The organism is Serratia sp. S4 (assembly GCF_000347995.1).
GTDB lineage: Bacteria > Pseudomonadota > Gammaproteobacteria > Enterobacterales > Enterobacteriaceae > Serratia > Serratia quinivorans.
The window spans coordinates 4,675,810-4,700,672 of the sequence record NZ_KB661120.1 but is presented as its reverse complement, the minus strand read 5'-3'; the positions used below and the strand labels follow the sequence as shown (position 1 = coordinate 4,700,672).

At 55.4% G+C, this 24,863-nt stretch carries 32 protein-coding genes; 19 read left to right on the top strand and 13 right to left on the bottom strand.

Going from position 1 to position 24,863, the window contains the following annotated elements; all coding sequences use genetic code 11:
* Positions 1-20: 20 nt before the first annotated feature.
* Together pmbA and cybC are read left to right on the top strand one after the other, a co-directional pair.
* The gene (gene pmbA / locus SERS4_RS0122665; RefSeq protein ID WP_017894155.1) at positions 21-1,361 is read left to right on the top strand and encodes a metalloprotease PmbA; all 1,341 of its coding nucleotides are present in this window, start codon (positions 21-23) and stop codon (positions 1,359-1,361) included.
* Positions 1,362-1,512: 151 nt separating this feature from the next.
* Complete coding sequence (gene cybC / locus SERS4_RS0122660; protein ID WP_012147078.1) at positions 1,513-1,899, top strand: cytochrome b562; 387 nt, start codon at positions 1,513-1,515, stop codon at positions 1,897-1,899.
* 57 nt (positions 1,900-1,956) lie between these two features.
* Here the strand turns inward: cybC and rnk are convergent, their stop codons facing one another.
* A complete protein-coding gene (rnk, locus tag SERS4_RS0122655) occupies positions 1,957-2,367 on the bottom strand; it encodes a nucleoside diphosphate kinase regulator (RefSeq protein ID WP_012147077.1) in 411 nt (136 codons plus the stop codon).
* A 423-nt stretch (positions 2,368-2,790) separates the two neighbouring features.
* Here rnk and SERS4_RS0122650 point away from each other — a divergent pair, with 423 nt between their 5' ends.
* From SERS4_RS0122650 to SERS4_RS0122605, 10 genes are all read left to right on the top strand, one after another.
* Positions 2,791-3,138, top strand: a complete 348-nt coding sequence (locus tag SERS4_RS0122650; protein ID WP_017894154.1) for a glycine dehydrogenase — start codon at positions 2,791-2,793, stop codon at positions 3,136-3,138.
* A 34-nt stretch (positions 3,139-3,172) separates the two neighbouring features.
* Positions 3,173-3,538, top strand: a complete 366-nt coding sequence (locus SERS4_RS0122645) for a glycine-rich SFCGS family protein (protein WP_012147075.1) — start codon at positions 3,173-3,175, stop codon at positions 3,536-3,538.
* Positions 3,538-3,834, top strand: coding sequence for a DUF4312 family protein (locus SERS4_RS0122640; RefSeq protein WP_017894153.1), 297 nt, complete (start codon positions 3,538-3,540; stop codon positions 3,832-3,834). Before SERS4_RS0122645 ends, SERS4_RS0122640 begins: the two co-directional genes overlap by 1 nt.
* Before the next feature lie 30 nt (positions 3,835-3,864).
* Positions 3,865-4,641 carry a DUF4311 domain-containing protein gene (locus SERS4_RS0122635; protein ID WP_012147073.1) on the top strand — a complete coding sequence of 259 codons (777 nt, stop codon included), beginning with the start codon at positions 3,865-3,867 and terminating at the stop codon, positions 4,639-4,641.
* An 11-nt stretch (positions 4,642-4,652) separates the two neighbouring features.
* Entirely contained in the window at positions 4,653-5,303 is a 651-nt protein-coding gene (locus tag SERS4_RS0122630) for a DUF4310 family protein (RefSeq protein ID WP_017894152.1), read from the top strand.
* A gap of 62 nt (positions 5,304-5,365) precedes the next feature.
* Complete coding sequence (locus tag SERS4_RS0122625) at positions 5,366-6,505, top strand: amidohydrolase/deacetylase family metallohydrolase (RefSeq protein ID WP_017894151.1); 1,140 nt, start codon at positions 5,366-5,368, stop codon at positions 6,503-6,505.
* Positions 6,489-7,607: a DgaE family pyridoxal phosphate-dependent ammonia lyase gene (locus SERS4_RS0122620; protein ID WP_012147070.1), complete on the top strand. Its 1,119-nt coding sequence runs from the start codon at positions 6,489-6,491 to the stop codon at positions 7,605-7,607. Before SERS4_RS0122625 ends, SERS4_RS0122620 begins: the two co-directional genes overlap by 17 nt.
* On the top strand, positions 7,604-8,344 hold the full coding sequence (locus SERS4_RS0122615; RefSeq protein WP_017894150.1) for a KDGP aldolase family protein: 741 nt from the start codon (positions 7,604-7,606) through the stop codon (positions 8,342-8,344). Before SERS4_RS0122620 ends, SERS4_RS0122615 begins: the two co-directional genes overlap by 4 nt.
* Positions 8,345-8,436: 92 nt before the next feature.
* Positions 8,437-9,651, top strand: a complete 1,215-nt coding sequence (locus SERS4_RS0122610) for a lactonase family protein (protein ID WP_017894149.1) — start codon at positions 8,437-8,439, stop codon at positions 9,649-9,651.
* A gap of 51 nt (positions 9,652-9,702) precedes the next feature.
* The gene (locus tag SERS4_RS0122605; RefSeq protein ID WP_017894148.1) at positions 9,703-11,619 is read left to right on the top strand and encodes a transcription antiterminator; all 1,917 of its coding nucleotides are present in this window, start codon (positions 9,703-9,705) and stop codon (positions 11,617-11,619) included.
* Positions 11,620-11,674: 55 nt separating this feature from the next.
* Here SERS4_RS0122605 and npr read toward each other — a convergent pair whose 3' ends face one another.
* From npr to SERS4_RS27100, 12 genes are all read right to left on the bottom strand, one after another.
* Positions 11,675-11,947, bottom strand: coding sequence for a PTS phosphocarrier protein NPr (npr, locus tag SERS4_RS0122600; protein WP_012147066.1), 273 nt, complete (start codon positions 11,945-11,947; stop codon positions 11,675-11,677).
* Positions 11,944-12,798 carry an RNase adapter RapZ gene (gene rapZ, locus SERS4_RS0122595; protein WP_012147065.1) on the bottom strand — a complete coding sequence of 285 codons (855 nt, stop codon included), beginning with the start codon at positions 12,796-12,798 and terminating at the stop codon, positions 11,944-11,946. Before rapZ ends, npr begins: the two co-directional genes overlap by 4 nt.
* A gap of 131 nt (positions 12,799-12,929) precedes the next feature.
* Positions 12,930-13,391, bottom strand: coding sequence for a PTS IIA-like nitrogen regulatory protein PtsN (ptsN, locus tag SERS4_RS0122590; protein ID WP_012147064.1), 462 nt, complete (start codon positions 13,389-13,391; stop codon positions 12,930-12,932).
* Positions 13,392-13,554: 163 nt separating this feature from the next.
* Complete coding sequence (hpf, locus tag SERS4_RS0122585) at positions 13,555-13,842, bottom strand: ribosome hibernation promoting factor (protein ID WP_012147063.1); 288 nt, start codon at positions 13,840-13,842, stop codon at positions 13,555-13,557.
* Positions 13,843-13,865: 23 nt separating this feature from the next.
* On the bottom strand, positions 13,866-15,299 hold the full coding sequence (gene rpoN, locus SERS4_RS0122580; protein WP_017894146.1) for an RNA polymerase factor sigma-54: 1,434 nt from the start codon (positions 15,297-15,299) through the stop codon (positions 13,866-13,868).
* 50 nt (positions 15,300-15,349) lie between these two features.
* Positions 15,350-16,075, bottom strand: coding sequence for an LPS export ABC transporter ATP-binding protein (lptB, locus tag SERS4_RS0122575; RefSeq protein WP_017894145.1), 726 nt, complete (start codon positions 16,073-16,075; stop codon positions 15,350-15,352).
* Between the two features lie 6 nt (positions 16,076-16,081).
* A complete protein-coding gene (lptA, locus tag SERS4_RS0122570; RefSeq protein ID WP_012147061.1) occupies positions 16,082-16,621 on the bottom strand; it encodes a lipopolysaccharide ABC transporter substrate-binding protein LptA in 540 nt (179 codons plus the stop codon).
* Complete coding sequence (gene lptC, locus SERS4_RS0122565; protein WP_012147060.1) at positions 16,590-17,168, bottom strand: LPS export ABC transporter periplasmic protein LptC; 579 nt, start codon at positions 17,166-17,168, stop codon at positions 16,590-16,592. The genes lptA and lptC overlap by 32 nt, the downstream gene beginning before the upstream one ends.
* A complete protein-coding gene (gene kdsC / locus SERS4_RS0122560) occupies positions 17,165-17,719 on the bottom strand; it encodes a 3-deoxy-manno-octulosonate-8-phosphatase KdsC (protein ID WP_017894144.1) in 555 nt (184 codons plus the stop codon). Before kdsC ends, lptC begins: the two co-directional genes overlap by 4 nt.
* 17 nt (positions 17,720-17,736) lie before the next feature.
* On the bottom strand, positions 17,737-18,723 hold the full coding sequence (gene kdsD, locus SERS4_RS0122555) for an arabinose-5-phosphate isomerase KdsD (protein WP_017894143.1): 987 nt from the start codon (positions 18,721-18,723) through the stop codon (positions 17,737-17,739).
* 20 nt (positions 18,724-18,743) lie between these two features.
* Positions 18,744-19,721 carry a calcium/sodium antiporter gene (locus SERS4_RS0122550; RefSeq protein WP_017894142.1) on the bottom strand — a complete coding sequence of 326 codons (978 nt, stop codon included), beginning with the start codon at positions 19,719-19,721 and terminating at the stop codon, positions 18,744-18,746.
* A gap of 20 nt (positions 19,722-19,741) precedes the next feature.
* Positions 19,742-20,020 (bottom strand): hypothetical protein, encoded by a 279-nt coding sequence (locus tag SERS4_RS27100; protein ID WP_156779312.1) that lies wholly within the window; start codon positions 20,018-20,020, stop codon positions 19,742-19,744.
* A gap of 4 nt (positions 20,021-20,024) precedes the next feature.
* On the opposite strand from SERS4_RS27100, the gene mlaF reads away from it, so the two are divergent.
* The 7 genes from mlaF (at position 20,025) to murA (ending at position 24,836) form a co-directional block, all read left to right on the top strand.
* Positions 20,025-20,840, top strand: a complete 816-nt coding sequence (gene mlaF, locus SERS4_RS0122540) for a phospholipid ABC transporter ATP-binding protein MlaF (RefSeq protein ID WP_012147056.1) — start codon at positions 20,025-20,027, stop codon at positions 20,838-20,840.
* 4 nt (positions 20,841-20,844) lie between these two features.
* The gene (gene mlaE / locus SERS4_RS0122535; protein ID WP_012147055.1) at positions 20,845-21,627 is read left to right on the top strand and encodes a lipid asymmetry maintenance ABC transporter permease subunit MlaE; all 783 of its coding nucleotides are present in this window, start codon (positions 20,845-20,847) and stop codon (positions 21,625-21,627) included.
* A gap of 4 nt (positions 21,628-21,631) precedes the next feature.
* Complete coding sequence (gene mlaD, locus SERS4_RS0122530; protein WP_012147054.1) at positions 21,632-22,183, top strand: outer membrane lipid asymmetry maintenance protein MlaD; 552 nt, start codon at positions 21,632-21,634, stop codon at positions 22,181-22,183.
* A 14-nt stretch (positions 22,184-22,197) separates the two neighbouring features.
* Positions 22,198-22,827, top strand: coding sequence for a phospholipid-binding protein MlaC (gene mlaC / locus SERS4_RS0122525; protein WP_012147053.1), 630 nt, complete (start codon positions 22,198-22,200; stop codon positions 22,825-22,827).
* On the top strand, positions 22,827-23,126 hold the full coding sequence (mlaB, locus tag SERS4_RS0122520; RefSeq protein WP_017894139.1) for a lipid asymmetry maintenance protein MlaB: 300 nt from the start codon (positions 22,827-22,829) through the stop codon (positions 23,124-23,126). Before mlaC ends, mlaB begins: the two co-directional genes overlap by 1 nt.
* A 140-nt stretch (positions 23,127-23,266) precedes the next feature.
* The gene (gene ibaG, locus SERS4_RS0122515) at positions 23,267-23,521 is read left to right on the top strand and encodes a BolA family iron metabolism protein IbaG (protein WP_017894138.1); all 255 of its coding nucleotides are present in this window, start codon (positions 23,267-23,269) and stop codon (positions 23,519-23,521) included.
* A gap of 55 nt (positions 23,522-23,576) precedes the next feature.
* Entirely contained in the window at positions 23,577-24,836 is a 1,260-nt protein-coding gene (gene murA / locus SERS4_RS0122510) for a UDP-N-acetylglucosamine 1-carboxyvinyltransferase (protein WP_012147050.1), read from the top strand.
* Positions 24,837-24,863: the final 27 nt, after the last annotated feature.

Here is a 24,863-nt window from a genome sequence, read left to right as displayed (position 1 = left end):
TGATTAAGTATGGCAGATTGATGAAAGTAGTCACTCAAGTTGCACAGCAGCGCAAGGCGCTGGAACAGGCCGTTTCACAGGCTTTGGAACTGGCGCGCGCCGGTTCCGATGCGGCAGAAGTTGCCGTGACCAAATCTACCGGTATCAGCGTCAGCACCCGCTTTGGCGAGGTGGAAAACGTTGAATTCAACAGCGATGGTGCGTTGGGTATTACCGTCTATCACCAGCAACGTAAAGGTAGCGCTTCATCAACCGATCTCAGCCCGGACGCTATTGCCCGCACCGTGCAGGCGGCGCTGGACATTGCCCGTTATACCTCAGTGGATCCACATGCCGGCCCGGCGGAGAAAGACCTGCTGGCGTTTGACGCGCCGGACCTGGATCTGTTCCACCCGGCAGAGCTGGACGCCGATCGCGGTATCGAGCTGGCTGCCCGCGCCGAACAGGCATCCCTGGCGGCGGACAAGCGCATCACCAATACCGAAGGCGGCAGTTTTAACAGCCACTACGGCATCAAGGTGTTCGGCAACAGTCACGGCATGCTGCAAAGCTATTGTTCCAGCCGACATTCATTGTCGAGCTGTGTGATCGCCGAGCAAGGTGGTGATATGGAGCGTGATTACGCCTATACCATCGGGCGTGCGATGGGCGATTTGCAAAGCCCTGAATGGGTGGGACAGGAATGTGCCCGCCGCACCTTGTCACGCCTGTCTCCGCGCAAGCTGTCGACCATGACCGCTCCGGTGCTGTTTGCCTCTGAAGTGGCGACCGGTCTGTTCGGCCATCTGGTTGGCGCCATCAGCGGCAGCAGCGTTTACCGTAAATCGACCTTCCTGTTGGATTCGCTGGGCAAGCAGATCCTGCCGGAGTGGCTGACCATCGAAGAGCACCCGCATCTGCTGAAGGGGCTGGCTTCCACGCCGTTCGACAGCGAAGGCGTGCGTACCCAACGGCGCGACATTGTCAAAGACGGCGTGCTGCAAACCTGGCTGATGACCAGCTATGCGGCGCGTAAGCTCGGCATGCACAGCACCGGCCATGCGGGCGGCATTCATAACTGGCGTATTGCCGGTCAGGGTAATGACTTTGCCGGCATGTTGAAACAGTTGGGTACCGGCCTGGTGGTTACCGAACTGATGGGGCAGGGCGTCAGCGGTATTACCGGTGACTACTCACGCGGCGCGGCTGGTTTCTGGGTGGAAAATGGCGAGATCCAATATCCGGTCAGCGAGATCACCATCGCCGGCAACCTGAAAGATATGCTGCGCAATATCGTCAGCGTGGGCAGTGATATCGAAACCCGTAGCAACATCCAGTGTGGTTCCGTGTTGTTGCCGGACATGAAAATCGCCGGTCAGTAAATCTGCTTACGGCTGGCCGCTCCGGTTGCCAGCCGCATCACTCCCCCTTCCCCGTTTTAACCTTGCTTACAAATCTTCGGTTTCGGTTTTCAGCCCTCTTGCCTATGGTTAGCCTGGGTCAAATAAAACTATAACTGGAAGGTGAGCAAATATGTCGAACAAACTGAAAGCGCTGTTGGCGTTGGCATTATTGGGTGCCAGTTCACTGGCGGTCGCGGCCGATCTGGCCGACGATATGGATACCATTGCAGGCAATTACAAAAAGGTGCTGAGCACCGATTCCACCGATACCCTTAAACAAAGTTTGCAGAATATGCGTGCCGCGGCAGTGGATGCCAAGCAAAGCAAGCCGCCAAAAATGGAAGACAAAGCCAACGATAGCCCAGAGATAAAAGATTTCCACCACGGGCTGGATACGCTGATCGGCCAGATCGACCAGTCGCTGGCGTTGGCTAATCAGGGCAAGCTGGCCGAAGCCAAACAGGTCGCCCAGGGTTTCAAGCAAACCCGCGACGCCAACCACAAGAAATTCCGCTAAGTATTTTCGGACAGGCAGGACACAGAAAGGGCGGCAGGGAACCGCCCTGATAACCGCTTAGCGGTGGTATTCACCCGCCGCTTCTGGCTGGTACAACAGTTCCAGCACTTCGATACGCGCTTCTTCACCGTTCGGCAACTGCCAGGTAATCTGGTTACCTACGTGCATCCCCAGCAGCGCTGCGCCCAAAGGTGCCATTACCGAAAGCTGTTCGTGGCTGTCCTTCAGCGAAGCCGGGTAAACCAGCGTCCGCACGTGTTCTTCTGCAGTATGCAGATCGCGGAAACGCACGCGGCTGTTCATGGTCACCACGTTGGCTGGGATCTGGGACGGCGGCAGAATTTCGGCGCGATCCAGCTCGATGTTCAGCGCGGTGGCGACATCGGTGTTGGCAAAGGCCGGTTGTGCCAATAGCGCATCCAGGCGCTCCGCATCCAGCTCATTAATAGTAATGGTTGGTTTGGTCATTCCACTCTCCAGTCAAATCAAAGGGCGTCAGGTTACGCGCCCATAAATTCGGAAAAACAGCACAAAAGCAACACCCCCGCGCCAGAGGAGCGGGGGTGTTGTTGATGTCGAATTGTCTTACCGATAGTAGGCGGTTAAGCGGGGAAAAGAAAGAGATCCCGATCACGAAGCTTTTCACCGTCGCCGGGCGAACTGGAAACAGTTTGTGGCGTTATCTTTTTGTAATTTAATTGAATTATCTGGCAAATGCTTATTTTGCGAAATGGATCCCTGACGGTCACTGAATTTCCACTTCCAACTGGAAAAAAACAGGCTACACAGAAAATCTTCCCGGGGTTAGGGTAAAGGCATCAGAGAAGGCGGGTTATTCAGGTGATGCCGTGCAATTGACCGAGTCATGTTTGGATCTAGGGGTACTGAAAAGTGAATGATGGATCTGTTGCGATAGAAAATAGTGAGCAACCCGATATCAGCGTAGCCGGGACAATCACCGAACAGGTGCTGGCAGGTATTACCGAGATGCTAAGCGCAGAGGGTATTTATACCAACGCGGTACAGCAACAGATGCTGGAGTCGCATATTCGTGCCATGGTGCTGCGATCAATAACCGGCGAGCCATTACCGGAAGTCGATAAATCACTGTTTGATGAGATTTCGGCGGAATCAATGCAAATGGCCGAGCGGGTAGTGGGGCAGTTTGCCACTTTACCGATCGAAGAGGCTTATTTGCTGTCCGTCCATTTTGAAGTGGCAAAAGATAATAACCAATAGCAGTTAACGAATTAATTTAATCAGGAGAAATACCATGGGTCAGATTACCGTAGTGATTGGCGATCGTTTGGGTAAAGGTCAGAAAGTGGGTCAGGGCATTGAAAACGCAGGCGGAAAAGCCATTGTGATCCCAGGCGTGGCGGCAGACATGAAACTCGGCGACGTGATGAAAGCGGAAGGCGCGCAGCTGGGTATTTCTTTCTGCGGCAGCGGCGGTGCTGGTGCGATTACCGCTCAAACCAAATACGGCTATAAAGCCAAATACGGCATGCGCTCGATTGATGAAGGCGTGACGGCAATTAACGAAGGCTGCACCGTATTAGGCTTCGGTTTTATGGATAAAGAAGAGCTGGGCCAGAGGCTGGTTGAAGCCTACGTTAAAAAACATGGCAATCCGTAATGAAAGAGCAATATACAACGTCGGTAAAGGTGGAGGGTAAGGGCGACAGCAAAGCGAAAGCTTTTGCTTCCGCCTTGGCCAATGTGCAGGGCGCGGTATTAAAATCCACCAGTAATATTCTGCTGCGTATTGAACCGCAGGATGTCAGCGTATTAAAAGCGGAAGAGAAAATAACAAAAGAAAAGTTTCTGTTCTTCTTTCTGCCGCGCGAAAGAAAGAACTATTCCGTATCTCTGGAAATAACCGTGAACGTGACAATCATCAATACAGAAAAAGTTGTCTTCGTCGCGAAATAAAAACGTTAGCATAAATCAAAGGGTATACTGATGTTTTTAATAATCTTATTTAAGTCGCTTATTATTGGCGGACTGGTGGGGGTTGGCGTAGGGGCCGGCGCCGCACGCATGTTCCATGCCCCAACCACCCAGGGCATGGGCGCTTTCCGTACCTTGGGCGAGCTGAATTCCTGCGAGGGCGATCCGGCTTCCCATTTCTCATTCGGTCTGGGCTTCTTCTTCAACGCCTGGGCGTCTTCCGTGGCGGCCGGGGCCTTCACGCAGGACGTTGACCACCGCATCATCCCACACTGGGGAGCGGCAGCGTTGATGGTCAAAAACCGCAACCTGGCGCAAACGCTGCACGACCCGAAAAAAATGGCTATCGCCTGCGGCATTATCGGCATGCTGGTGGTGGCTTTCCTCAACACTACCGCTTCTGCAGTGCCTGCTGCGCTGCAGGTTACGGCGATTAAAGTGTTGGTGCCGGCCGCTAACCTGCTGGTGAACACCGTGATGCCGGTGATCTTCTGGTTGGCGGCTATCGACGCCGGGCGTCGCTCCGGTTTCTGGGGCACCATCTTCGGCGGCCTGGCGCAGCTGATTATGGGCAACGCCGTACCGGGTCTGGTGTTGGGCATCCTGATCGGTAAAGGTGTGGAAGAGAGCGGCTGGAACAAAATCACCAAGATCATGATGGCAGTGATAGTGCTGCTGTTCGTGCTGAGCGGTTTCTTCCGCGGCTTCGACATGAAAGTCCTCGAATCCTTCAGCCTCGGCGTGCCGGGCTGGTTGGATGCCATTCACAATACCCTGAGCGGTAAATAAGGAGCTGGATGATGGAAGAACAAACCCAAAAAGGCTTCTGGTATGCCGACTGGTCATTCCCGATTTTTGTTGGCCTGCTCTCGTCCGGCGTGTTCGCCGGGACGCACATGTACTACCTGTACGGTATCGGTGCCTTTAACGAAGTGGCCTTCGTTTCCATGCTGCGGGCCGGAATGGATACCGGCGTTTATGGCGCGGTGGCGGCATTCGGTGCCAGCTTCCTGTTTGCGCGCATCATCGAAGGCTCACTGGTGGGGATCTTGGACATCGGCGGTGCAATCCAGACCGGTGTTGGCCTGGGGGTGCCGGCACTGCTGCTCGGGGCCGGCATTATCTTCCCGGTTGCCAACTTTGCCGCCTCGCTGGTAACCGGCCTGGTGATTGGTCTGGCGATTGGCTACCTGATCATTCTGGCGCGTAAATTTACCATCAACCAGAGCAACTCCACCTACGGGGCGGACGTGATGATGGGGGCTGGTAACTCCTCCGGTCGTTTCCTGGGGCCGTTGATCATCCTGTCGGCGATGACCGCCTCGATTCCGATTGGCATTGGTTCACTGCTCGGCGCACTGCTGTTCTATATCTGGAATAAGCCAATCACCGGCGGGGCGATCCTCGGGGCGATGCTGTTAGGGGCTATTTTCCCGGTAGCCATCGCTTAAATGCGACTGTGATTGTTGGGGAGCGGCGCGCCGCTCCCCTGCTTGAAAAGGAGTGATGCAGTATGTATGACTTAGTAATCAGACGCGCCAGACTGGCGGATGACCGACTGGTCGATTTGGCGGTTCTGGACGGCAAGATTGCCGCGGTCGGGCAACTGGCTGAAGACGTTCGCGCTCATCGGCAATGGGATCTGGCTGGCAATCACCACCTGAGCGCCGGCTGGATTGACTCCCACGTGCATTGTTACCCCTCTTCGCCGATTTACCATGACGAGCCGGATCTGGTTGGCACCGCCTGTGGCGTCACCACGGTGGTCGACGCCGGTAGCACCGGCACTGACGATGTCGATACGTTTTATGCACTGACGCGCCGTGCCAAAACCAACGTTTTTGCCTTCCTGAATATTTCGCGCATCGGTCTGCTGCGACAGAATGAACTGGCAGACCTGACTGATATCGACAAGCAGAAAGTCAGCCGGGCGATCGACAAACATGCCGGTTTTGTCATCGGCATCAAGGCGCGCATGAGCAGCAGCGTGGTCGGCCAGAACGGCACACGGCCGCTGGTGCTTGCCAAAGAGATCCAGCAGGAAAATAGCCTGTTGCCGCTGATGGTGCATATCGGCAATAACCCGCCGGATCTCGATGAGATAGCCGATCTGCTGACCCGTGGCGACATTATTACCCACTGCTACAACGGCAAGCCAAACCGCATCCTGACCCCGGCCGGCACGCTGCGTGAGTCTATCCAGCGTGCGCTGCAGCGCGGTGTGTTGCTCGACGTTGGCCACGGCACCGCCAGCTTCAGCTTTGAAGTCGCCCGGCAGGCGATAGCCTTGGGCATTTTGCCACATACCATCAGTTCCGATATTTACTGCCGTAACCGCATGGCCGGGCCGGTACACAGCCTGGCGACGGTGATGTCCAAATTCTTCGGCGTCGGGCTGTCGCTGTCGCAGGTGATTGCCTGCGTGACTGAGAATGCCGCGTCGGCCCTACGTCTGGTCAACAAGGGCCGGCTCGAAGTGGGTTGCGACGCCGATTTCACCCTGTTTGATCTCCGCCAGGGGCCGCAGGTGTTTGCCGATTCAGAAGGGCAATCGGCAGCCGGCCAACAGTTGCTGGTTCCGCTGGCCGCGGTGGTGGCCGGGGAAATCCTATTAACCGATGAAGGGAAAGCCGCTCATGTCTTCAATTTATGAAAAATATAATTTAAAACAAGTCATTAATACTTCAGGCCGCATGACCATGCTTGGCGTGTCCACACCACGTCAGGACGTCATTGACGCGGTTGACTACGGCCTGAATCACTATTTTGAAATAAAGGATCTGGTCGACAAGACCGGGGCCTATATCGCCAATCTGTTGAATGTCGAAGATGCGGTGATCGTTTCCTGCGCCTCGGCAGGTATCGCCCAGTCGGTAGCGGCATTGATCGTCAAAGACAACGCCAACCTGCTGGTGAATTTGCACTCTGCGCCGATTACCGTACCGCGGGAAATCGTGTTGCCGCGTGGCCATAACGTCAACTTCGGCGCGCCGGTCGACACCATGGTCGCACTGGGAGGCGGCAAAGTGGTCGAGGCGGGTTATGCCAACGAGTGTTCTGCCGAGCAGCTCGAAGCCTGCATCACGCCGCAGACTGCCGCCATTCTCTATATCAAGTCGCACCACTGCGTGCAGAAAAGCATTCTTTCCGTTGAACAGGCGGTGGTGGTGGCACGTAAACATAACCTGCCGCTGATCGTCGATGCCGCCGCGGAAGAAGATCTGCTGTGCTACTACCAGATGGGGGCCGACCTGGTGATTTACAGCGGCGCCAAAGCCATTGAAGGCCCAACCAGCGGTTTGGTGATCGGCAAGAAGCAATACGTTGAGTGGGTGAAGCTGCAATCCGGCGGCATCGGCCGGGCGATGAAAGTAGGTAAAGAGGGCATCCTCGGCCTGACGCAGGCGATCGAAAGCTATCTGACGTTGGAGAAAACCACCGGCCAGCAAATGGTGGAAAGAATGACGCCGTTTATCGACAGCCTGAACACCCTGACCGGCATCAGCGCCAAAACCGTCTGGGACAGTGCCGGCCGTGATATTGCGCGGGCAGAGATCACCTTTGACGAAGCGGTACTCGGGCGTTCGACCTACGACATCGTGCAGGCGCTGAAAACCGGCGCCATCGCCATCTACTTCCGTGGCTATAAGGCTAACGAAGGCAAGATTGAAGTGGATGTGCGCAGCGTTGATCAGCAACAGCTGATGACCGTCTTCACCTGTATTAAAAATCTGTTCACGGAGAAACAAGCATGAAGCTGCAACCCAACTACTATCGCGATCGCGTGTGCCTCAACGTATTGGCCGGTTCGAAAGACAATGCGCAGGATATTTATTCGGCGGCGGAAGGGCATGTGCTGGTGGGCGTTCTGTCCAAGAACTACCCGGACGTCGACAGTGCGGTGGCAGACATGCAGCGCTATGCGCGGCTGATTGAAAATGCGCTGTCGGTGGGGCTGGGCGCGGGGGATCCGAAACAATCGGCGATGGTCAGCCTGATTTCTCAACAGGTGCAGCCACAGCACGTAAACCAGGTGTTTACCGGTGTCGGTGCCAGCCGTGCGCTGCTGGGCCAAAATGACAGCGTGGTCAATGGCCTGGTGTCGCCTACCGGCCGCGTTGGCTGGGTGAAAATCTCAACCGGCCCGCTGAGTGCTGCGGCACCGGACGGCATTGTGCCGGTGGAAACCGCCATTGCCCTGTTAAAAGACATGGGCGGCAGCTCAATCAAGTATTTCCCGATGGGCGGGCTGGCATGCAAAGAAGAATACCAGTATGTGGCCCAGGCCTGCGCCGAACATGACTTTATGCTGGAGCCGACCGGCGGCATCGATCTGGAAAACTTCGAGCCGATCGTCGAGATCGCATTGGCTGCGGGAGTGAAACGGGTGATCCCACATATCTACAGCTCCATCATCGATTCCGCCACGGGCAACACTCGCCCGCAGGACGTTAAAACCCTGCTGGCCATCACCAAAAAACTGGTCGGGTAAACGCATTATCGGATGACGTAAGGCAGGGAGGCGACAGGCTTTGTATTCACAGGCGCGGGCATTCCGCGCCGCTATCTATCATAAGGATAACTATGCGAAACTGGCAGTCACCAACCCTACGCACCGCGTTAACTCTGGCGTTACTGGCGATGACCAGCCCGGTGCTGCATGCTGAGGATGCAATGAAATCTACGTCATCTCATTTTGCTTATATCGGTACTTACAATCCCAACGGTGAAGGCGTTTACCGGGTGCAGGTTGACTCGGCCAGCGGTGCGTTTAGCGCCAGAACGCTGGTCAGCAAGCAGGCCAATCCGGCACAGCTTACCGTGGATGCCAAAGGCCAGACGCTGTATGTCGCCAGTGAAGTGGCGGATTTTAACGGCACCAGGCACGGCGGCATTATTGCCTACCATATCAATCCGTCCGATGGCAGCCTGACGCAGCTTAATCAGGTCGACTCCCAAGGTGCAGGGCCGGTTTATCTTTATCCGACGCCCAATGGCCGTTATCTGCTGGTAGCGAACTACGTCAGTGGCACCGTGGCGGCCTTCCCGCTGGAGAGTGACGGTAAACTGGGCAACGCCAGCTCGGTGCAGCAACAGCAAGGGCCTACAGGTGCCGGTAAGCCGGAAGGCGCGGTAGAGGGCAGTTTTGCCATCAGCGATCACAATGGGCCGCATGCGCATATGATCGCCAGCGATCCGAGCGGCAAGTTTGTGTTTTCTACCGATCTGGGGCTGGATCGGATCTACCAGTGGCGCTTTGACGATGCCAGTGGCCAGCTGACGCCGAACGATCCGCCGTGGATCGCCGCATCTTCTGCGGGTGCCGGCCCACGTCACTTTGTCTTCCATCCGGATGGCAAAACTGTGCTGCTGGTGAATGAAGAGGCCTCGACGCTGACCAGCTACCGTTTCGACAGCCAAAAAGGGACATTGAAACAGTTACATGTCGTTTCTTCGTTGCCTGCCGATTATAAGGGTACCAACTTTGCCGCCGGGCTGGTTCTGAGCGCAGACGGCAAAAATCTGTATGTTGCCAACCGGTTACATAACAACATCGCGCAGTTCAGCGTCGGCAGCGATGGCGAGTTGCATGCGGTGGCGGAAACCTGGACGCGCGGCGATTATCCACGATCCCTGACGCTAAGCCCGGACGGGCGTTATCTGTATGCCATGAACCAACGCAGCGATAACGTCACCCGCTTTGGCGTGGATAAGGCCAGCGGCAAACTCAGCTTTGTTGAAGGCTATACGCCGGTGGGCAGCCCCTCGCAAATGGTGTTCTTGCCGGTGGCGAAGTAACCCGTTGCCCGCCTGATTCCCCAGGCGGGCACCTTAATTGACGGAAAGAGAATGGTGCGATTTCCCTACCCGCGTTTGGCCTATCTGTTTGATGCTTTACAGTCAGAGACTTTGCCACAGGAAGAGCTGGCGAAGCGCTTTGCTGTTTCCACCCGAACCGTGCGCGCCGACATCACCGCGCTGAACGATATTCTGGAAAACTATGGTGCCCACTTTGTGCATAGCCGTGGGGCGGGTTATCGCCTACAGGTCGATGACGCCGTACTGTTTAGCGCCCTGCAACATCAGGAACGTAAAAAGCACGCCACGCCACGCAGCGCGCAGGAACGGGTGCACTATTTGCTGATTCGTTTTCTGACCTCAGCCTTTTCTCTGAAACTTGAAGATTTAGCCGATGAATGGTTTGTCAGCCGTGGCACGCTGCAAAACGACATGGCTGAGGTAAGAGAGCGTCTGGCGCACTACCAATTGACCATTGAAACCAAACCGCGCTACGGCATGAAGCTGTTTGGTTCGGAGATGGCGATCCGCGCCTGTCTGACCGATCTGTTATTTCAATTGCATCTGGCCGATGCCGAAAATCCACTGCTCAACAATGAGATCCTGCGGCAACCGCAGGTGACGACCTTTGCCGGTTTGCTGCATCCGTTGCTGTCGCAATATGCCATTCGTTTGACGGACGAAGGTGAGCAGTATCTGATTTTCTATTGTGCAGTCGCGCTGCAACGCATTACCGATGGTTATCCGCTGCCGGACTTTGACGTTGAGGACGGGGATGACGCGGTGCGCAAGGTTTCGACCTGGCTGGCCGGGGAACTGCGTAAAGCCAGTGGCAAAGAGATATCGATAGCGGAAGAGGCCTACCTGCGGGTGAATATTGCTGCGCGGCGGGTGCAGGAGGTGCAACCTACCGAGATCAACGCCGACGATGAAGAAGCGCTGGTGGATTACATTCTGTCGTATATCAACGCGCACTATAACTACAATCTGCAGGGTGACAAGCAGCTGCGTGCCGATCTGCTGACCCATATCAAGACCATGATCACCCGGGTGAAATACCAGATTAATATCCCCAACCCGCTGCTGGCGAACATTAAGCAGCACTACCCGATGGCCTATGACGTGACGCTGGCCGCGGTCTCCAGCTGGGGGAAATATACGCCCTACACCCTGAGTGAAAACGAGATCGGTTATCTGGTACTGCACATTGGCGTTGGGCTGGAGCGGCATTACAACATCGGCTATGAGCGACACCCGCAGGTGATGCTGGTGTGCGATACCGGTAACTCGACGGTGCGGATGATCCAGGCGCAGATCGCACGCAAATACCCGCAACTGGTGATGACGCGCATCGTTTCACTGCGAGATTACGAGGTGCTCAGCCATATCGACGAAGACTTCGTTATTTCCAATGCGCGGGTTAGCGAAAAGAACAAGCCGGTGGTGGTGATGTCGCCGTTCCCGACCGAATACCAGCTCGAACAGCTCGGCAAACTGGTGCTGGTGGATCGTACCAAGCCCTATATGCTGGAGAAGTTCTTCGACGCCGAGCATTTTATGTTGGTCAATGAACCGCTGACCCAGGCGGAATTATTCCAGCAGGTGTGTCGTCAGCTTGAGCAAGAAGGCTATGTTGGCGAAGATTTTTACCCTTCAGTGGTCGAGCGCGAGGCGATTGTTTCTACCCTGCTGGGTGAAGGGATCGCGCTGCCGCACTCGCTGGGGTTGCTGGCGAAAAAAACCGTCGTGGTGACGCTGCTGGCGCCGCAAGGGGTGGCCTGGGGTGAAGGTGAAATTGCCCACGTGATTTTCCTGCTGGCGATCAGCAAGAGCGATTACGAAGAGGCGATGGCAATCTACGATCTGTTCGTCACTTTTGTGCGCGAACGTTCGATGAGTCGCCTGTTGGGCAGTGATAATTTCGACAGTTTCAAGGCGGTGGCGCTGGACTGTTTAAGTAGGATCTAGCTGCAGGAATGATGTGTTGTAAAGTAGGTGCGCTGCATGTAGCGCACCTGACTCTTTAGTCTTCGTCAAAACCGGAATTGATCAGTTCGATCACCGCCGCCAGTGCCTTGGCTTCATCCGGGCCGGTGGCTTCCACTTCGATATGACGCCCCTGTGCGGAGTCCAGCATCAGCAGCGCAATCACGCTGCTGGCTTCGGCCTCGGTGCCACTGTCGTTGCGTAGCATCACTTCGGCATCAAAGCTCTGCACCAGCTCAAACAGCTTCATCGCCGGGCGCGCGTGCATCCCCAGCTTGTTTTTGATTTCAACCGTTTGTTTGACCGTCATTGTTTGCGTTTTTCCAGCGTGCGGTGGCGCGACTGCACGTTTTTGCCGCGTGAGCGGAAGTAGTCGGCCAGCTGTTCTGCCACGTAGACTGAACGGTGCTTACCGCCGGTACAACCAATGGCGACCGTCAGGTAGCTGCGGTTGTTGGTTTCCAGCATTGGCAACCACTGTTCGAGATAGCTACGGGTCTGGTAGATAAAGTTGTGCACCTCGGTGTGGCGGTCGAGGAACGAGGCGACGGGTTTATCCAGACCGGTCATTGGGCGCAATTTTGGATCCCAGTGCGGGTTAGGCAGGAAGCGCACGTCGAACACATAATCGGCGTCGATTGGAATACCGTGCTTGAAACCAAAGGATTCGAACACCATGGTCAGTTCGCGCTCGCGTTTGCCCAACAGGCGGGTACGCAGCATTTCGGCCAGTTCATGCACTGACATTTCTGAGGTATCGATGATCAGATCGGCCCTGGAGCGCAGTGGCTCAAGCAGGTCGCTCTCTTCATCGATGGCGCTTTCCAGCGACAGGTTCTTGCTCGATAGCGGGTGCAGACGGCGAGTATCACTGTAGCGGCGAATCAGCGTATTACGGTCGGCATCGAGGAACAGCAACTGCGGCGAAAAGCTGTCCGGCAGTTGAGTCATCGCATATTCAAACACTTCCGGCGATTCCGGCATGTTACGTACGTCGATGCTTACCGCAGCGGAGCTATTGCGTTCCGCCAACGTATTGGCAAGCTGCGGCAGCAGTACCACGGGCAGGTTATCAACGCAGTAAAAACCCATGTCTTCCAGCGCCCGTAAGGCGACGGATTTCCCTGAACCGGAACGGCCGCTGACAATCATCAGCACCATGTGGCAACTCCCCCTGGCATCTCAGTGGCGTTTATCGCCACCGTTAGAAACTTTAGGATCCCTGTCCGAACCGGGATCCATCGTGGCTAAACAGTATCGTTATCCGGGCTGGAAGTCACGCCAGCCGGGCGTTACTCGGTGATGATTTGGTAAAGTTCTTCGTCACTTTGCGCCGCACGCAGGCGGCGGCATACGGTTTTGTCGGCCAGGCGCTTGGCGACCAGCGACAGAGTATGCAAATGGGTTTTACATTGGTCGGCTGGTACCAGTAAGGCAAACAGCAGATCGACCGGCTGGTTATCAATGGCGTCAAAGGCGATAGGTTGGTCGAGACGGATAAACACGCCAACGGCCCGCAGTGTGTCCTCTTCCAGTTTGCCGTGGGGAATAGCGATACCATTGCCGATACCGGTACTGCCCATGCGCTCGCGGGTGAGAACCGCGTCAAACACTACCTGTGATGACAGGTTGAGCTGTTTTGCGGCCAGTTCGCTGATAATTTCCAAAGCCCGTTTCTTGCTGGTGCAATGGACGGAGCTTCTGGTGCACTCGATGTTTAACACCGAGCTTAATTGCATTGTTTCGTTGTTCATCTCATCTTCACTTAAAACCACACCAGCAAGCAGGAGGCTTGTGAGGTGATTTTTCGCCTTGTTTAACCCTTGATGGCTTATCGGCGCGATACCCATACAGGTAACGCGCCGATGGCCGAGGCTACGTTTGAGCCGTACCCGCTGACGGAAACGGCCCAGAATGTCAGTGTTGTTTCAGTTTGTCTTTATGTTTGTTCAATTGACGCGCCAGTTTGTCGATCAGGCTATCAATTGCAGCATACATGTTCTCGTCTTCCGAGGTGGCGTGCAACTCGCCTCCATTCACGTGCACCGTCGCTTCCGCAATCTGCTGCACTTTTTCCACACTAAGTACGACATACACCTGATTTATGCGATCAAAATACTGTTCGAGTTTGGCGAACTTGGTGTTCACGAACTCGCGCAAAGGTTCGGTGATTTCGATGTGGTGTCCGGTAATGTTGAGCTGCATAATGTCTTCCTTCTCAATAGAGGTCAAACCAACTGTTTACGTTGGTTGGACGGCGGGATGGACAAAGACTCTCGGTACTTGGCGACGGTACGCCGCGCCACGATGATCCCCTGGTCGGAAAGCAGGGTGGCCAGCTTGCTGTCGCTGAGCGGTTTGGCGGGGTTTTCCGCCGCGATCATTTTCTTGACCACTGCCCGGATCGCCGTAGAGGAGGCTTCGCCCCCGCTGTCGGTATTCACATGGCTGGAGAAGAAATATTTCAATTCGAAAATGCCGCGCGGACTGTGCAAAAACTTCTGCGTGGTCACGCGTGAAATTGTCGATTCATGCATCTCCACGGCCTGGGCAATATCTGCCAGCACCATGGGCTTCATAAATTCTGCACCCTGTTCAAAGAACGCCTGTTGCTGCTCGACGATGCAGCGCGAAACTTTCAGCAGAGTGTCGTTTCGGCTTTCCAGACTTTTGATCAGCCATTTCGCTTCCTGCAAATTGCTGCGGATGTACTGCCCGTCACTGTCGTTACGTGCGCTATTGCCCATCGCGGCGTACTGCTGGTTGATCTTCAAGCGTGGAATGCTGTCGCTATTGAGCTCGACCGTCCAGACATCCTGCACTTTGCGCACCAGCACGTCCGGGATCACATACTCGGATTCGCCGGTGTTGATCGACTGACCCGGACGGGGATCCAATGACTGGATCAGCAACATCGCTTCTTTCAGTGTATCTTCTTTTGAGCGCGTTGTTCGCATCAGGCTGCGAAAGTCGTGGTTAGCCAGCAGGTCCAGATGCTCGCTGATGATCAGGCGTGCCTCAGCCAAATAGGGCGTGTCTTTAGCGTACTGGGAAAGCTGAACCAGCAGACAATCGCGCAGGTCGCGTGCGGCGACGCCAACCGGATCAAAACGCTGTACGCGCTTCAATACCGCTTCGACTTCGTCCATTGTCACATTCTCGTCACCCAGGCTCTCCAGAATGTCTTCCAGCGGCACGGTGAGATAGCCGGTGTCGTCAACGGCGTCGACGATTGAGGTGGCAATAGCGGCATCGGTGTCAGAAAACGGCGTCAGATCCACTTGCCACATCAGGTAATCCTGCAGGGTCTGGGTGGTCTCGCCCTGATAAACCGGTAGCTCATCGTCACTGTAATCGGTGCGGGTACCGGACGGTGTACCGGCGGTGTAGATTTCGTCCCAGGTGGCGTCGAGCGGCAGCTCTTCGGGCATGTCCTTTTGTTCCAACGCCTCGCGGGTATCCAAACCTTCGGTTTCGACAGTTTCTTTGGCGTCGACTTCTTCGTGCAGGTCGCTCTGTTCAAGCAATGGGTTGCTCTCTAACGCCAGCTGTATCTCCTGCTGGAGCTCAAGCGTGGACAACTGCAGCAGGCGGATAGCCTGCTGGAGCTGGGGGGTCATGGCCAGTTGTTGGCTAAACCTGAGTTGCAAACCTTGCTTCATAATCTTCAGTCTACTTCCGTTAACAGTCGTCCATCAGGACGCGCTGGCACTCAGAGGCGGAATTCTTCGCCCAGATAAACGCGTTTCACCTGCTCATCGGTCAGAATAGCATCCGGCGTGCCGTGGGCAATCAGTTTGCCCTGGCTGACGATATAGGCGCGTTCACACACGTCCAGCGTTTCGCGCACGTTATGGTCGGTGATCAGCACGCCCAGGCCGCTGTCACGCAAGTGCTCGATAATTTTTTTAATGTCGATAACGGAAATCGGGTCAACCCCGGCGAACGGTTCATCCAGCAGGATGAATTTCGGATTCGCCGCCAGCGCACGGGCGATCTCGACGCGGCGGCGTTCACCACCGGACAGCGCCTGGCCCAGGTTGTCGCGCAGGTGGGAGATATGGAATTCTTCCATCAGCTCTACCGCACGGTCTGCTCGCTGCTCGCTGCTGAGATCTTCACGGATCTCCAGCACGGCCATCAGGTTGTCATACACGCTGAGGCGGCGGAAAATGGAGGCTTCCTGCGGCAAATAACCGATGCCACGGCGCGCACGGGCGTGCAGCGGCAGCAGGCTGATGTCTTCTTCGTCAATCACGATACGCCCGGCATCACGCTGAACGATACCCACCACCATGTAGAAGGTGGTGGTCTTGCCGGCGCCGTTTGGCCCCAGCAGGCCGACGATCTCGCCGGATTTCACTTTCAGGCTGACGTCTTCAACAACTTTGCGGCCCTTGTAGGCTTTCGCCAGGTTTTCTGCGATGAGTGTAGCCATAAGTGATTAGTTACTCTTCTTTTGCCCGTTTTTGTCTTGCAACTGCGACGGTACCAGAACCGTAGTCACGCGTTTGCCTTTGTCGCTAAACGCCTGCATTTGCTGCTGTTGCACCAGATAGGTGATGCGATCGCCTTTTACGTTGCTGTCGAGCTGTTCCAGATAGGCGTTCCCGGTCAGGGTCACCAACTGCGACGCCACATCGTAACGAACCTTCTGCGCGTGGCCTTTCACCGGCTTGCCGCTGTCTTGCATCTGATAGAAGGTCACCGGATTGCCAAAGGCTTCGATATAGGTTTTGTTCTGATCGCCGCCTGGGCGGGTCACCACAACCTTGTCTGCCTTGATATCGATAGTGCCTTGCTTGATCACCACGTTATCGGTAAAGGTGCTGACGTTGCTCTGCATATCCAGAGACTGTTTCAGTGAGTCGATGCTTACCGGTTGGCTGGAGTCGGATTTCAGCGCCCAGGCGGGTGCGCTGGCGGCCAAAATCAAGCTGCCGATCAACAAATTACGGCTTGGTTTGTTGGTTCTGAATTTCATAGTTGGTCTTAACCTTATCAATCAGCTCAGCGGTTTTGGCCCGCAGGTTCCCACGCATTTTCATGCCGTTAGAGGTGAAGTTCGTCCCATAGAGCGTCACTTCGTCATCCGAAGCCACATCCTGGGTCACCAGGTTCACCTGAGCATTGTCTGTTTTAATTTTTTCCAGCTGTGAGGTGGTGGTCAGGCTGTTCACCTCGACATGGCCGTAAAGATACAGCATCCGGTCTTTAGTCAGTTTGGCGCGATCGGCGCGAACTGACCAGGTGGCCACCGCGTTTTCATCAAACAGCGTCATCACCGGCTGGGTAAACCAGCTTAATTCGTCGGCCTCATAGTACTTTACGTCTTCCGCCACCAGCTTATAGCTCAGCTTGCCGGTCGGATTGTACACTATGGTGACCGTGTGCTGGCTCTGATAAGTCGGGTCCTTACTGTTAGCCGGTCCCGGCATGGCATCATCATTGACATCAGTCATGTTCCAGCCAATCAGCGCCAATGCGATCACCGCCAGCAAGATGGTGATCCAAAGTTTGGTTTTACTCATATCGACAGCCCTTTGGCGTCCTCCAGCTTGTTCTGAGCCAAAAGAATAATGTCACACAGCTCGCGCACCGCACCGCGGCCGCCGGCAATGCGGGTAATATAGTGGGCTCTTGGCAGCAACAGAGGATGTGCATCTGCTACCGCGACTGCCAGGCCAACCTGGGCCATCACCGGCCAGTCGATCAGGTCGTCGCCAATATAGGCTACCTGATCTGCCGTTAGCGACAGTGTATCCAACAGTTCGCGGAAGGCCAAAAGCTTATCGGATTGCCCCTGATAAAGGTGGGTAATACCGAGGGTATTTGCGCGGTCTTCCAGGAGCTTGGCGGAGCGGCCGGTAATAATTGCCACTTCAATATCCGAGGTTTTCAGGCAGCGAATGCCGTAACCGTCGCGCACGTTAAACGCTTTTAGTTCTTCACCGTTGTTGCCCATGAAAATCAGGCCGTCTGACAGAACGCCATCGACATCACAAATCAGCAGGCGGATTTTACCGGCGCGCGCCATGACGTCTTGTTCTACAGGCCCGTAGCAGGTTTCAACCAGACTCATTGAGTTCTCTTCCATAATTAAACGACGCCGGCGCGCAGCATGTCATGCATATGTACCACACCCAGCAACTGGTCGCCATCGGCAACCAGCACTGAGGTGATATGACGTTGCTGCATCAGGTTCAGCGCGTCAACCGCCAGCAGGTTCGGACGCACTCGCACGCCACCGAGCGTCATAACATCGACGATCCTGGCCTCGTTGAGATTGATACCCATATCAAAAATCCGGCGCAGGTCACCATCGGTAAAGATACCGGCGATTTTCATCAGATCGTCACAGATGACCGTCATACCCAGATTTTTGCGGGTGATTTCCAGCAGCGCGTCGCGTAGCGATGCATCGGCGCTGACGTGGGGAATTTCATCGCCGCTGTGCATGATATCACTCACGCGCAGCAGCAGTCGGCGGCCCAGAGCGCCACCAGGGTGTGACAACGCAAAATCTTCCGGCGTGAAACCGCGGGCTTTCAGCAGGGCGACGGCTAGCGCATCGCCCATCACCAGGGTGGCGGTGGTGCTGGTGGTTGGTGCCAGGCCGAGCGGGCAGGCTTCCTGTGGCACCTTGATGCACAGGTGAATATCCGCCGCTTTGCCCAGCGAGCTTTCCGGATTGTTGGTCATGCAGATCAACGGGATTTGCTGGCGTTTCAACACCGGGATCAGCGCCTGGATTTCGTTGGACTCGCCGGAGTTGGAGATGGCGAGCACAATATCCTGCGCAGACACCATGCCCAGGTCACCGTGGCTGGCTTCCGCAGGATGAACAAAGAACGAAGGCGTACCGGTGCTGGCGAAGGTGGCGGCAATCTTGCAGCCGATATGGCCGGATTTGCCCATGCCCATCACCACCACTTTACCCGTGCATTCGGCGATCAACTCGCAGGCGCGGGTAAAGTCTGCATTGATGTATTGATCGAGCTGAGCCAGCCCGTCACGCTCAATCTGCAGCACTTCTTTGCCTGCCTGCTGAAAATCAAAGCCTGGTTGCAACTGAATGTTCGACATACTCATTCCCGCCCGTCGGTTTAGCCGAAAGTACTGAAAGGGTTAAAAAACAGCACCGCAAGATACGCAATAAAGCCACATAATAACAGAGCCCCTGCCAGATGACCGATGCGATGTTTACGCCCAACGCACAAGGCGGTGAGCACAATGCTGACCGCCAGCATCACCCAGTAATCGCGGTGGAAGGCGGCGCCATCGACACTGCCAGGGGACAGCAGGGCGGGGACACCCAGCACTATCACCGTATTGAATATGTTGGAGCCGATGATATTGCCAATCGCCATATCATCCTCACCCTTTAGTGCTCCGGCGATGGAGGTCGCCAGCTCCGGCAGGCTGGTGCCGACAGCGATAAGGGTCAGACCGACCACCAGTTCACTCATACCGAAAAAGTGCGCGATCACCGTGGCGTTATCGACCACCATTTTGGAAGACAGCGGCAGAATGATAAACGCCAGCACCAGCCACAGCACCGCCACGGTGTTGCTGCTGTCCTGCGGCAGTTCGGCCATTTGTTCTACGGTCAGGCTGTCGTTGCCTTCACGCTGTGCCAGCCGGGCAATTTTTAACATCAACAGAATGAAGACGGCGGCGGCGGCCAACAGCACCACGCCATCCAGCCGACTTAGCGTGCCGTCCATCAGCACGAAACCGCACAATACTGTGACCGCCAACATCAGCGGCAGTTCGCGTCGCAACACTTCAGAACGTGCAGCCAGCGGGTGGATCAGCGCGGCAACGCCGAGGATCAATAGAATATTGGTGATGTTGGAACCTATTACGTTTCCCACCGCCATATCTATCTGCCCGTTCAGCGCGGCGGTGGTCGAAACAAACAGTTCCGGCAATGAAGTGCCGATGCCGACGATGGTCATGCCGATAATCAGCGGTGGCACACCAAGTGAACGAGAAATCACCGCAGCACCGTAAACCAAGCGGTCTGCGCCATACACCAGTAAAAATAAACCAACGATTAATAAAACTATCGCGAGAAACATGCAGGGTCCTTTGTTGGGAATTATCCCGGTTCGTTGGTTAAAAGCCGTAATTCGGCTATCTTGCTTTGCCCTCCGTTGCGCAGGCAAAAGCCGCAGCAACGGGATTTCCCGGCTAATATATGAACACTTTCGTTTTTTTTCGTTATGGTGCCAATTTTGACCGGGTGGCGCGTAAAAGTAAAACCTATGGCACCATTGGTAACGAAATGCCGGTAAGTTTTTGTAAAGATGAGACGCATTGCGCCCGTTGCTTTAACATCGCGGGTAGATTTGGCAAAAATAAGCCGCAAAGGATCCATTAACATGCACCAGAAGGCAGAGAATCTGGTCGAAGTTCGCGACATGACTTTCTCTCGCGGCGATCGACTAATATTCGAAGACATCAACCTGACGGTTCCCCGTGGCAAGGTGACGGCGATCATGGGGCCGTCCGGTATTGGTAAAACGACGCTGCTGCGTCTGATTGGCGGCCAGTTGGCACCGGACAGCGGTGAGATCTGGTTTGATGGCGACGACATTCCCGCGTTGTCCCGTCATCAGCTGTATGAAGCACGTAAGAAAATGAGCATGCTGTTCCAGTCAGGAGCGCTGTTCACCGATCTGACGGTGTTTGAAAACGTGGCTTATCCGCTGCGTGAGCACAGCCGCTTACCGGAACCTATTTTGCGCAGTACGGTAATGATGAAACTGGAGGCGGTCGGACTGCGTGGCGCGGCTGAGCTGATGCCCAATGAGTTGTCCGGCGGTATGGCGCGGCGTGCGGCGCTGGCGCGGGCGATTGCGCTTGACCCGGAGATGATCATGTTCGACGAGCCTTTCGTCGGTCAGGATCCGATCACCATGGGCGTGCTGGTGAAGCTGATTGATGAGCTCAATCACGCGCTGGGCATCACCTGCATTGTGGTTTCGCACGATGTACCTGAGGTGCTGAGCATCGCCGACTACGCGTACATTGTTGCCGATCATCGGGTGATTGCCGAAGGCACGGCGCAAGAATTACAGAACAATCCTGATGCACGCGTGCGCCAGTTCCTGGATGGTATTGCCGATGGGCCGGTGCCTTTCCGTTATCCGGCTGGCGATTATCAGGCCGAGTTGTTAGGTTTAGGGAGTAAATAAGCTGATGTTATTACAGGCGTTAGCGTCGTTAGGACGCCGTGGCATCAACACCAGCGCCAGCTTTGGACGCGCCGGATTGATGCTGTGGGGCGCGCTGGTCGGGCGGCCCGAGCCGCGCAAACAGTGGCCGTTGCTGCTCAAGCAAATGCACAGTGTAGGCGTGCAATCACTGCTGATTATCATGGTTTCCGGGTTGTTTATCGGCATGGTACTGGGGCTACAGGGCTATTTGGTGCTGACCACCTACAGTGCCGAGGCCAGCTTGGGCATGATGGTGGCGCTGTCGCTGTTACGTGAACTGGGCCCGGTGGTGACGGCACTGTTGTTTGCCGGTCGTGCCGGTTCCGCGCTGACGGCCGAAATTGGCCTGATGAAGGCAACCGAACAAATCTCCAGCCTGGAAATGATGGCGGTCGACCCGCTGCGGCGTATTGTCGCACCGCGCTTCTGGGCCGGTTTGATCAGCATGCCGTTGTTGACGCTGATCTTTGTCGCAATTGGTATCTGGGGCGGTTCGATAGTCGGTGTGGATTGGAAGGGCATTGACGGTGGCTTCTTCTGGTCGGCGATGCAGGGCGCCGTAGAGTGGAAAAAAGACTTGCTCAACTGCCTGCTCAAGAGCGTGGTATTTGCCATTACCGTGACCTGGATTGCCATCTTCAACGGGTATGATGCAGTACCGACCTCTGAAGGGATTAGCCGGGCAACGACCCGTACCGTGGTACATTCGTCACTGGCGGTGTTGGGATTGGATTTCGTGCTGACAGCACTGATGTTTGGGAATTGATTCGATGCAAACGAAGAAGAGTGAAATCTGGGTTGGGGCATTTATGCTGATTGCGCTGTGCGCCGTCGTGTTTTTGTGCCTGCAAGTGGCAAACATTAAGTCGATCGGTAACGAACCTACATACCGTATTTACGCGACCTTCGATAATATCGGTGGTCTGAAAGCACGTTCACCGGTGAAAATCGGCGGCGTGGTGATTGGCCGGGTGGCCAATATCTCTCTCGATCCTAAAACTTATACGCCGCGCGTTGCCCTGGATATCCAGGATAAATTCAACCAGATACCGGATACCAGCTCACTGGCGATCCGCACCTCCGGCCTGCTGGGGGAGCAATATCTGGCACTGAACGTCGGTTTTGAAGACCCGGATATGGGTACTACCATCCTGAAGGACGGTGGTACCATTCAAGACACCAAATCAGCCATGGTTCTGGAAGATCTGATCGGCCAGTTCTTGTATAAGAGCGGCGGCCAGGATAACGCAGATAAAGCGGGAGACGCGGCTGCCAGCCCGGCTGCCGGTACTGCGCCGCAACCCGCTGCCCCCATTCATTAAGAGAGGAAGCCTGCATGTTTAAACGTTTACTTATGGTTGCCCTGCTGGTGGTTGCGCCGCTGGCGAACGCGGTCGATCAAACCAATCCTTACAGCCTGATGCAGGACGCGGCTCAAAAGACCTTTAACCGTCTGAAAACCGAGCAGCCGAAAATCAAGCAGGATCCCAACTACCTGCGTTCCGTAGTGCATCAGGAGTTGATGCCTTTTGTACAGGTTAAATACGCCGGTGCGCTGGTACTGGGCCGTTATTACAAAGAAGCGACCCCGGCGCAGCGTGAAGCTTACTTCACCGCATTCCAGGCCTACCTGGAACAGGCCTACGGCCAGGCGTTGGCGATGTACCACGGCCAGACTTACCAGATTGAACCTGAAAAGCCGTTGGATAATGCCGATATCGTCGCCATCCGCGTGACCATCATTGACCAGGGCGGTCGCCCGCCGGTGCGTCTGGACTTCCAGTGGCGCAAAAACAGCAAGACCGGTTACTGGCAGGCGTATGACATGATCGCCGAAGGCGTCAGCATGATTACCACCAAGCAAAACGAGTGGGCATCTACCTTGCGTACCCAAGGGATTGACGGCCTGACCAAACAACTGCAGGCGGCGGCGCAGCGTCCAATCACGCTGGATCAGAAAAACTGATGACCGCACTCAGCGTTGAATCGCAGCAGCAGACTCTGATCCTGCGCGGTGAACTGGATCGGGAAACTCTGTTGCCGCTGTGGGAACAGCGGGAAACGTTGCTGGCGGATATAACTGTCCTCGACGTTACGCAATTGCAGCGTGTGGACTCTTCCGGGCTGGCATTGCTGGTACATCTGCGTGAACAGCAGCGTCAGCACGGCGTGGAATTAAAAATTTCTGGTGCCAGCGATCGCCTGAAAACCTTGATCACCCTGTACAACCTGCAAGCAATAATGCCTGTCGATACCGCTGGTTAGCCCTACTTTCGGCTGGTTAAAGACGGTTTCGCCTCAGAAAGCCCCTGTTACACAGGGGCTTTTTCTTTAGTTTAAGAAAACGTCTGATTCCACTAAGATGTCAGGCTGATTATGATCCTTTTGATGCAGAACTGGATACTATGGAAAATAACGAGATTAAAGACGTGCTGATGCGAGCATTGGCACTGGATGAAGCACATGTTACCGGTGACGGTAGCCATTTTCAGGTGATCGTGGTCGGCGAGCTGTTTGCCGCCATGAGCCGCGTCAAGAAACAACAGGCGGTGTATGCACCGCTGATGGAATACATTGCGGACAACCGAATTCATGCCTTGTCGATCAAGGCGTACACCCCAGAAGAGTGGCAGCGAGACCGCAAACTCAACGGATTTTAAGGCTGTTTGCCCAGCGGGGCGGGCAGCGTCAGTTTAGATAATAGAGAGTAGTCAAATGGATAAATTTCGTGTGCAGGGCCGGACCCGCCTAAGCGGTGAAGTTGCTATTTCCGGGGCCAAAAATGCTGCCCTGCCGATCCTGTTCGCCGCATTATTAGCGGAAGAGCCGGTCGAGCTGCAGAATGTCCCGAAGCTGAAGGACATCGATACCACCATTAAGCTACTCAACCAGTTAGGCACCAAGATTGAGCGTAACGGTTCCGTATTCGTTGATGCCAGCGGCGTGAACGAATTCTGCGCGCCGTATGACCTGGTGAAAACCATGCGTGCTTCTATCTGGGCACTGGGGCCGCTGGTCGCTCGTTTTGGTCGTGGTCAGGTTTCCCTGCCGGGTGGTTGTGCGATCGGCGCTCGTCCGGTTGATCTGCATATTACGGGTCTGGAACAGCTGGGTGCAGAGATCAAACTGGAAGAGGGTTACGTAAAAGCTTCCGTTGACGGCCGCCTGAAGGGTGCACACATCGTTATGGACAAGGTGAGCGTTGGCGCTACCGTGACCATCATGAGCGCCGCCACACTGGCGACGGGCACCACCGTGATTGAGAACGCCGCACGTGAGCCGGAAATTGTCGATACCGCCAACTTCCTTAATACGCTGGGTGCGAAAATCACCGGTGCCGGCAGTGACCGCATCACCATCGAGGGCGTTGAGCGCCTGGGTGGCGGCGTTTATCGCGTTCTGCCGGACCGTATCGAAACCGGCACCTTCCTGATCGCTGCCGCGGTTTCCGGTGGCAAAGTGATGTGCCGTGATACCCGTCCGGATACGCTGGATGCGGTGCTGGCCAAACTGCGTGAAGCCGGTGCGGATATCGAAGTAGGTGAAGACTGGATCAGTCTGGACATGCACGGCAAACGTCCGAAAGCGGTGACCATTCGCACCGCGCCGCACCCGGGGTTCCCAACCGATATGCAGGCTCAGTTCAGCTTGCTGAACCTGGTTGCGGAAGGCACCGGCGTGATCACCGAGACCATCTTTGAAAACCGCTTTATGCACGTGCCTGAATTGATCCGTATGGGTGCACATGCTGAGATCGAGAGCAACACCGTGATTTGTCACGGCGTTGAGCAACTGTCCGGTGCTCAGGTTATGGCGACCGATTTGCGCGCTTCAGCCAGCCTGGTGATTGCCGGCTGCATCGCCGACGGCGTGACCGTTGTCGATCGTATCTATCACATTGACCGTGGCTATGAGCGTATTGAAGACAAGCTGCGTGCGCTGGGTGCAAATATCGAGCGTGTGAAAGGCGAGTAATCTGTTGGATGCCGGGGTGATGCCCCG

Excerpts from the sequence above, each read along its gene's own strand:
- pmbA (WP_017894155.1), top strand. The coding sequence starts at position 21 with ATGAAAGTAGTCACTCAAGTTGCACAGCAGCGCAAGGCGCTGGAACAG.
- cybC (WP_012147078.1), top strand. The coding sequence starts at position 1,513 with ATGTCGAACAAACTGAAAGCGCTGTTGGCGTTGGCATTATTGGGTGCC.
- rnk (WP_012147077.1), bottom strand. The coding sequence starts at position 2,367 with ATGACCAAACCAACCATTACTATTAATGAGCTGGATGCGGAGCGCCTG.
- SERS4_RS0122645 (WP_012147075.1), top strand. The coding sequence starts at position 3,173 with ATGGGTCAGATTACCGTAGTGATTGGCGATCGTTTGGGTAAAGGTCAG.
- SERS4_RS0122640 (WP_017894153.1), top strand. The coding sequence starts at position 3,538 with ATGAAAGAGCAATATACAACGTCGGTAAAGGTGGAGGGTAAGGGCGAC.
- SERS4_RS0122635 (WP_012147073.1), top strand. The coding sequence starts at position 3,865 with ATGTTTTTAATAATCTTATTTAAGTCGCTTATTATTGGCGGACTGGTG.
- SERS4_RS0122630 (WP_017894152.1), top strand. The coding sequence starts at position 4,653 with ATGGAAGAACAAACCCAAAAAGGCTTCTGGTATGCCGACTGGTCATTC.
- SERS4_RS0122625 (WP_017894151.1), top strand. The coding sequence starts at position 5,366 with ATGTATGACTTAGTAATCAGACGCGCCAGACTGGCGGATGACCGACTG.
- SERS4_RS0122620 (WP_012147070.1), top strand. The coding sequence starts at position 6,489 with ATGTCTTCAATTTATGAAAAATATAATTTAAAACAAGTCATTAATACT.
- SERS4_RS0122615 (WP_017894150.1), top strand. The coding sequence starts at position 7,604 with ATGAAGCTGCAACCCAACTACTATCGCGATCGCGTGTGCCTCAACGTA.
- SERS4_RS0122610 (WP_017894149.1), top strand. The coding sequence starts at position 8,437 with ATGCGAAACTGGCAGTCACCAACCCTACGCACCGCGTTAACTCTGGCG.
- SERS4_RS0122605 (WP_017894148.1), top strand. The coding sequence starts at position 9,703 with ATGGTGCGATTTCCCTACCCGCGTTTGGCCTATCTGTTTGATGCTTTA.
- npr (WP_012147066.1), bottom strand. The coding sequence starts at position 11,947 with ATGACGGTCAAACAAACGGTTGAAATCAAAAACAAGCTGGGGATGCAC.
- rapZ (WP_012147065.1), bottom strand. The coding sequence starts at position 12,798 with ATGGTGCTGATGATTGTCAGCGGCCGTTCCGGTTCAGGGAAATCCGTC.
- ptsN (WP_012147064.1), bottom strand. The coding sequence starts at position 13,391 with ATGAACAACGAAACAATGCAATTAAGCTCGGTGTTAAACATCGAGTGC.
- hpf (WP_012147063.1), bottom strand. The coding sequence starts at position 13,842 with ATGCAGCTCAACATTACCGGACACCACATCGAAATCACCGAACCTTTG.
- rpoN (WP_017894146.1), bottom strand. The coding sequence starts at position 15,299 with ATGAAGCAAGGTTTGCAACTCAGGTTTAGCCAACAACTGGCCATGACC.
- lptB (WP_017894145.1), bottom strand. The coding sequence starts at position 16,075 with ATGGCTACACTCATCGCAGAAAACCTGGCGAAAGCCTACAAGGGCCGC.
- lptA (WP_012147061.1), bottom strand. The coding sequence starts at position 16,621 with ATGAAATTCAGAACCAACAAACCAAGCCGTAATTTGTTGATCGGCAGC.
- lptC (WP_012147060.1), bottom strand. The coding sequence starts at position 17,168 with ATGAGTAAAACCAAACTTTGGATCACCATCTTGCTGGCGGTGATCGCA.
- kdsC (WP_017894144.1), bottom strand. The coding sequence starts at position 17,719 with ATGAGTCTGGTTGAAACCTGCTACGGGCCTGTAGAACAAGACGTCATG.
- kdsD (WP_017894143.1), bottom strand. The coding sequence starts at position 18,723 with ATGTCGAACATTCAGTTGCAACCAGGCTTTGATTTTCAGCAGGCAGGC.
- SERS4_RS0122550 (WP_017894142.1), bottom strand. The coding sequence starts at position 19,721 with ATGTTTCTCGCGATAGTTTTATTAATCGTTGGTTTATTTTTACTGGTG.
- SERS4_RS27100 (WP_156779312.1), bottom strand. The coding sequence starts at position 20,020 with ATGGATCCTTTGCGGCTTATTTTTGCCAAATCTACCCGCGATGTTAAA.
- mlaF (WP_012147056.1), top strand. The coding sequence starts at position 20,025 with ATGCACCAGAAGGCAGAGAATCTGGTCGAAGTTCGCGACATGACTTTC.
- mlaE (WP_012147055.1), top strand. The coding sequence starts at position 20,845 with ATGTTATTACAGGCGTTAGCGTCGTTAGGACGCCGTGGCATCAACACC.
- mlaD (WP_012147054.1), top strand. The coding sequence starts at position 21,632 with ATGCAAACGAAGAAGAGTGAAATCTGGGTTGGGGCATTTATGCTGATT.
- mlaC (WP_012147053.1), top strand. The coding sequence starts at position 22,198 with ATGTTTAAACGTTTACTTATGGTTGCCCTGCTGGTGGTTGCGCCGCTG.
- mlaB (WP_017894139.1), top strand. The coding sequence starts at position 22,827 with ATGACCGCACTCAGCGTTGAATCGCAGCAGCAGACTCTGATCCTGCGC.
- ibaG (WP_017894138.1), top strand. The coding sequence starts at position 23,267 with ATGGAAAATAACGAGATTAAAGACGTGCTGATGCGAGCATTGGCACTG.
- murA (WP_012147050.1), top strand. The coding sequence starts at position 23,577 with ATGGATAAATTTCGTGTGCAGGGCCGGACCCGCCTAAGCGGTGAAGTT.